General features: G+C 72.9%; 5 protein-coding genes. 3 read left to right on the plus strand and 2 right to left on the minus strand.

The genetic code is table 11. The annotated features are described in order from the left end of the window. Window positions 1–9 precede the first annotated feature (9 nt). Entirely contained in the window at window positions 10–477 is a 468-nt protein-coding gene (locus ABD437_RS13340; RefSeq protein WP_344649111.1) for an Lrp/AsnC family transcriptional regulator, read from the minus strand. A 155-nt stretch (window positions 478–632) separates the two neighbouring features. Between ABD437_RS13340 and ABD437_RS13345 the strand changes: the two genes are divergently transcribed. Beyond that, window positions 633–4,013, plus strand: coding sequence for an indolepyruvate ferredoxin oxidoreductase family protein (locus ABD437_RS13345; protein ID WP_344649112.1), 3,381 nt, complete (start codon window positions 633–635; stop codon window positions 4,011–4,013). Here the strand turns inward: ABD437_RS13345 and ABD437_RS13350 are convergent. Further along, entirely contained in the window at window positions 4,006–5,772 is a 1,767-nt protein-coding gene (locus ABD437_RS13350; RefSeq protein WP_344649113.1) for a flavin-containing monooxygenase, read from the minus strand. The genes ABD437_RS13345 and ABD437_RS13350 overlap by 8 nt on opposite strands. Window positions 5,773–5,860: 88 nt before the next feature. Here ABD437_RS13350 and ABD437_RS13355 point away from each other — a divergent pair, with 88 nt between their 5' ends. Further along, window positions 5,861–6,487, plus strand: a complete 627-nt coding sequence (locus ABD437_RS13355) for a phosphatase PAP2 family protein (protein ID WP_344649114.1) — start codon at window positions 5,861–5,863, stop codon at window positions 6,485–6,487. Continuing rightward, window positions 6,477–6,594: NAD-dependent epimerase/dehydratase family protein (locus ABD437_RS13360; RefSeq protein WP_344649457.1), on the plus strand; the 118-nt coding region annotated here is incomplete at its 3' end. The genes ABD437_RS13355 and ABD437_RS13360, both read left to right, overlap by 11 nt.

Consider the following 6,594-nt stretch of genomic DNA (forward strand, 5'->3'; position numbering starts at 1 on the left):
GCCGGGCGGTCACCGCTCGTCGCTGACGGCGTCCGGCGCCGGGTCGTCCCGGTTCCAGGACCCGAGCACCATCAGCGTCTTGGTGCCGACCACCGGCCCGGTGCGGCGCATCCGGTCGATCGCCTGCTGCAGGTGCTGGATGTCGCGCACCCGCAGGTGCACCAGCGCGTCGGGGTCCCCGGCGATCGCGTACACGGCCTGGACCTCGGGCACGGCGAACGCGGACGTGATGATCGCGCTCACCGGGGTGGCACCGGCGTAGCGCAGCTCGGTGAACGCCTCGATGCCCCAGCCGAGCTTGGTGTGGTCGACCTTGACCGTGAAGCCGGTGATCACCCCGATCTCACGCAGCCGGTCGACGCGCCGCTTGACCGCCGCGACCGAGAGGCCCACCTCGCCGGCCATCTCCGAGAACGTGCGCCGCCCGTCGGCCGACAGCAGCCGGAGCAGCTCCTGGTCGATGTCGTCGACCGTCATCCGGCCTCACTCCCCCACGCAAACGAACACAGCTCGACGCCGATGTTGCCGCAAGATTTTGCGTTCGATGGCGTCTTTCCCGCAACGTGCTTGCTTCGGATCAGTGACGCAGGTCTCCTGGGAACTACCCGGCCCAGCGCGGTGAGGAGAGTTCCGTGACGGTGACCCTGGACGACAAGTACACCGCCGACGACGGCCGGGTGCTGATCTCCGGTGTGCAGGCGCTGGTCCGCCTGATGCTCGAGCAGCGCCGTCTCGACGACGTCCGCGGCCTCGACACGCGGGTCTTCGTCAGCGGCTACCAGGGCTCCCCGCTCGGCACCCTGGACCTGGAGATGGGGCGCGCGCACCGCTTCCTCGACCCGGCCGGCGTGGTGTTCCGGCCCGGCCTCAACGAGGAGCTCGCCGCCACCGCGGTCGCCGGCACCCAGATGCTCGGCCGGGTGCCCGGCGCGCGCCACGACGGGGTCGTCGGCTTCTGGTACGGCAAGAACCCCGGCCTGGACCGGGCCGCCGACGCGATCCGGCACAGCAACGTCGCCGGGACGACGTCGCTGGGCGGGGTCGTCGCGCTGATCGGCGACGACCCGGGCAGCAAGTCCTCCACCGTGCCGAGCTCGTGCGAGCCGATGTGCGAGAACCTGTCGATGCCGCTGCTGGCGCCGGGCACCGTCGCCGAGATCGTCGAGTACGGGCTGCACGCGGTGGCGCTCAGCCGCGCGTCGGGACTGTGGGTCGGCCTGAAGGTCGTCGCGGACGTGGCCGACGCGTCGGCGACCGTCGACATCACCGGCCTGACCACGGGCGTGCCGGTGCCGTCGGGTCCGCACCGCGCGGCCTCACCGGCGCTGGTCGGCCCGGCGTCGCTCGACGCCGAGCACGACATGCTGACCCGCCGGCTCAACCAGGCCCGCGAGTACGCCCGCGCGGCCGGGCTCAACCGCGTCGTGTTCAGCGCCCGGGACGCGAAGCTGGGCGTCCTGGCCTCGGGCACGAGCTTCGCCACCGTGCAGCGTGCCCTCGACGACCTGGGGCTCGACGAGGCCGCGCAGGAAGCACTCGGGCTGCGGCTGATCAAGCTCGCGATGCCGTTCCCGGTCGACCACGACGCGCTCGCCGAGCTGACCGCCGGGCTGGACGAGGTGCTGGTCGTCGAGGACAAGTACCCGTTCCTCGAGGGTCACCTCAAGCAGGCGCTGTACCGGCGCCCGGACGCGCCCGTCGTCGTCGGCCGCTTCGACGAGGCCGGCCGCCCGCTTCTCACCGCGCGGGGCACGCTCGGCGCCGACGACGTGGCCCGCGCGCTCGGCCGGCGGGCGGGGCTGCCCCCGCGCGAGACGGCCACGCCCGGCCGCCCCCGCCTCGCGCTGCCGACGATCTCGGCGCGCACGCCGTTCTTCTGCTCCGGCTGCCCGCACAACACCTCGACGCGCACCGGCGACGACACGCTCGTCGGCGTCGGCATCGGCTGTCACGCGATGGTCGCGCTCGCCCCGGAGGGCCGCGGCAACCAGGTCGGGCTCACCCAGATGGGCGGCGAGGGCGCCCAGTGGATCGGGCTGGCCCCGTTCACCGACGACCGGCACTTCGTCCAGAACCTCGGGGACGGCACGTTCCACCACTCCGGGTCGCTCGCGATCCGCGCCGCGGTGGCCGCCGGCGTCACGATGACCTACAAACTGCTCTACAACGACGCCGTGGCGATGACCGGCGGGCAGCGCGCCGAGGGCCGGCTCGACATCCCGACGCTGACGCGCTGGCTGGCCACCGAGGGCGTGCGCGGCGTCGTCGTCACCACCGACGACCCGGGCGCCTATCGGACCGTCCGGCTCGACCCGATCGCCTCGGTACGCCACCGCGACGACTTCGCCGACGTCGAGCGCGAGCTGTCCGCCCTCGACGGGGTCACCGTCCTCATCCACGACGACCGGTGCGCGGCCGAGGAACGCCGGCTGCGCAAGCGCGGGCAGCTGCCCACCCCGGCCGAGCGCGTCGTGATCAACGAGCGGGTCTGCGAGGGGTGCGGCGACTGCGGGGAGGCGTCCACCTGTCTGTCGGTGCAGCCGGTCGACACCGAGTTCGGCCGCAAGACCCACATCCACCAGGCGTCCTGCAACTCCGACTTCAGCTGCCTGAAGGGCGACTGCCCGTCGTTCCTGCTGGTCGAGCCGGGCACCGTGAAGCCCCGCGCGGTGCCCGACCTCCCGGTCGCGCTGCCCGAACCCGAGCGTCGCTTCGGCGGCGACGACGTCCTGCTGCGCATGCCGGGCATCGGGGGCACCGGCGTGGTCACCGCGTCGCAGATCCTCCAGATGGCCGCGCACCTCGACGGCGCGCACGCGGCCGGGCTCGAGCAGACCGGGCTCGCGCAGAAGGGCGGGCCGGTCGTCAGCGACGTGCGGCTGTCCAAGACGCCGCTCACCGGGGCGCTGCGGGCCTCACGCGGCACCGTCGACGTGCTGGTCGGGTTCGACCTGCTCGGCGCGGCCGCGCAGTCGAACCTCGACACCGCGCGGGCCGGGCACACGATCGCGGTGCTCAACACCGCGATCGTCCCGACCGCGGACATGGTGACCGGCCGGGTGGTGCTGCCCGACAGCCCCGCCGACGCGCTGGAGCGCATCGCGTCGGTGACCCGCTCCGAGGCCAACCTGCACGTGGACGCGCTGGGCCTGGCCGAGGCGCTGTTCGCCGACCACATGCCGGCCAACATGCTGCTGCTCGGAGCCGCCTACCAGCACGGCTGCCTCCCGGTCTCGGCCGAGGCGATCGAGGCCGCGATCCGGCTCAACGGCTCCGCGGTCGAGAAGACGCTGGCCGCGTTCCGGTGGGGACGCGCGAGCGTCGTGGACCGCGACGCCGTGCTGGCCGCGCTCACCACCACCCGGCCGGCCGCCGCCCCCAAGGCCACCTCGCTCGACGACGTGCTCACGATCCGGGTCGCCGACCTCACCCGATACCAGGACGCCGGCTACGCCCGGCGCTACGCCGACGACGTCCGGCGGATCACCGCCGCCGCCGTCGCCCGCGCCGGCGCCGAGGCCGGTGAGCGCGTCGGCCTCGCCTACGCCCGCGGCCTGCACCGGTTCATGGCGTACAAGGACGAGTACGAGGTGGCCCGGCTGCACCTCGACACCGTCGAGCAGGCCCGCCGCGACGCCGAGTTCGGCGCCGACGCCGACGTGTCGGTGCTGCTGCACCCGCCGGTGCTGCGCGCGCTGGGGATGAACCGCAAGATCCGCCTGCGCCGCACCGCCCGGCCCGCGTTCCGCGCACTGCGCGCCGCCCGCCGGCTCCGCGGCACGTCGCTGGACGTCTTCGGGTACGCCCACGTGCGCCGGGTGGAACGCGAACTCGTCGGCGAGTACCGGTCGGCCGTGCACGAGGCCGTCCGGCACCTGGACGCCGGCAACGCCGACCAGGTCGTCGGTCTCGCCGACCTGGCCGACGTCGTGCGCGGCTACGAGGACATCAAGCTCGCCCGCGTCGCCGAGTTCCGGGCGGAGCTGCGCACCGCGCTGGCGGCGCTCAGCTGATGTGGTGCACCTCCTGGAGGGCGTAGACCGGCGTGGGGATGCCCTCCAGGCGGGCCTTGAGCTGCAGCGCGAGGTAGAGCGAGTAGTACCGCGACTGGTGCAGGTTCCCGCCGTGGAACCAGAGGCCCTCCTGCTGGGTGGGCTTCCACATGTTGCGTTCCTCGCCCTCCCACGGGCCCGGGTCCTTGGTGGTGTCGGAGCCGAGCCCCCACACCTTGCCGACCCGGTCGGCCATCGGCGCCCCGACGATGTCGGCGGCCAGCCCGTTCATCGAGCCGTAGCCGGTGGCGTAGACGACCAGGTCGGCCGGTAGCTCCTGACCGGTGTCGAGGCGGACCGAGCGCTCGGTCAGCTCGACGACCTGGCCCTGCGCGAGCGTGATCTCGCCGTCGGCCACCAGGTCCGCCGCGCCGACGTCGATGTAGTAGCCCGAGCCGCGGCGCAGGTACTTGAGGAACAGGCCGGACCCGTCGTCGCCCCAGTCGTGCCGGAAACCGGCCTTCTCCAGGCGGGCGTAGAAGTCCTTGTCGTGCTCGGCGATCGCCTGGTACGCCGGGATCTGGAACGTAGGCAGGATCCGGTACGGCAGCGAGGCGAAGATCGTGTCGGCCTTGTGCGTGGTGACGCCCGCCGCCACCGCCCGCTCGGAGTAGAGGTCACCGAGCGCGAACTCCATCAGCGAGTCCGACCGGACGATGTGCGTCGAGCTGCGCTGCACCATCGTGACGTCGGCGCCGACCTCCCAGAGCGCACCGCAGATGTCGAACGCCGAGTTGTTCGACCCGATGACGACGACCCGCGAGTCCCGGTAGTCGTCCGGGCCGGGATGCTGCGAGCTGTGGTGCTGCTCGCCGGTGAACACGTCCTGGCCGGGGATGACCGGCACGTTGGGCTTGCCGGACACGCCGAGCGCGAAGACGAGCTGCGTCGGCCGCAGGACCACCTCCTCGCCGGCGCGGTCCACCGTGACCGTCCACTGTTTCGTGTCGTCGTCCCAGGTGGCGGTGCGTGCCGTGGTCGAGCCCCAGTAGTTCACCTCCATGACCCGGGTGTACATCTCCAGCCAGTCGCCGATCTTGTCCTTCGGCGCGAACACCGGCCAGTTCTCCGGGAACGGCAGGTAGGGCAGGTGGTCGTACCAGATCGGGTCGTGCAGGCAGAGCGACTTGTAGCGGCTGCGCCACTGGTCACCCGGGCGTTCGTGCTTGTCCAGCACCACGTGGTTGACGCCGAGCTGACGCAGCCGCGCCCCCAGCGCGATCCCGCCCTGACCGCCGCCGATGACCACGACGTCCGGGTCGGGGTCCGCGAGCTCCGCGGCCCGCCGCTCCGCCCAGGTGACGCGGTCCCGGCGGGCGCCGTGCTCCACGCCCTTGGGGCGCGTCTCCTCGTGTCCTTTGAGCTCGTCGAGCGTGGTGAGCAGCGTGAACGCGCCCTCCCCGGTGAGCCGTAACAGACCGGAGCCCCGCCCCACCCCGGTCTCGAACGTGAAGTACGCGGTGACGACCCCGTCGGCTTCCTCGGGTTCCTCGCTGACCCGGAAGTTCGACGCGTCGGTGGTGGCGGCGGTGGCGGCCACCAGCGCGCGCACCCCGTCCGGGTTCTCGACGGTGGTGATGTTCCAGCTGAACGCGACGATGTCCCGCCAGAAGCTGGTCGGCGCGAAGAGCCGGGCCGCGCGGTCCGCGTCCCGGGCGGCGAGCGCGCCCTCGAAGTCGGTGAGCCAGTCGGTGATCGTGTCGGACGCCGTTCGAGACATGAGACTCCCTTGTTTCATGTACTCAGCTGCGCCTCCACGTTCGTCGCTCGACGCGAATAGGTCAATGACGGCGAGGTAGCGTCATCCGGTGGTCCGGGTGCTGCGGGACTGGTGGGCGGAGGCGGCGCTGCTCACCGGCTTCGTCGTGCTCACCGCGGCGCTCGTCTGGTGGGCGCCGCTGCTCGCGGTCGACCGCGCCGTCCGGGACTGGTGCGACGCGCACCGGCCGCCGTGGCTGCACCCCGTCCTCGTCGGGTTCGACCTGCTCGGGCAGCGCGCGCTCGTGCTGCCGCTGGTGCTGGTCGTGGCGGGCGTGCTGGCGGTACGGCGGCGGACCGTCGGCCCCCTCGCGCTGGCCGTCGTGGCCGCGGCGGTGAACAGCGTCCTCGTCGAGGTGCTCAAGCGGTGGACGTCGCGGGGCGCGCCGCACCACGGGTCGATCGAGATGTTCAGCGGCGATCCCGCGGTGGAGTACCCGTCCGGGCACGTCAGCAACGGGCTCGTCTACTACGCGGTGCTGGCCGTGCTGCTCTCCGGCGTGCTGCCGCCGCTCGCCCGGCAGCTCCTGCGCTGGGCGCCGGGCGTGCTCGTGTTCGTCGGCACGACCGGTCTGGCCTGGCACTGGCTCACCGACAGCGTCGGCGGCTACCTGCTGGGCCTGCTCCAGGTCCTCCTGCTGCGGCGGCTGGGTAAGTTCTCCTCCCGTGGACCTTGAACTGCACGGGCGGGTCGCGCTGGTGGTCGGCGGCACCGGTCTGATCGGCGCGGCGGTCGTCGAACGGCTCCGGGCCGAGGGCGCGACCGCGATCGCCGCCGCACGCA

This window comes from Cryptosporangium japonicum (assembly GCF_039524755.1).
GTDB classification, from domain to species: domain Bacteria; phylum Actinomycetota; class Actinomycetes; order Mycobacteriales; family Cryptosporangiaceae; genus Cryptosporangium; species Cryptosporangium japonicum.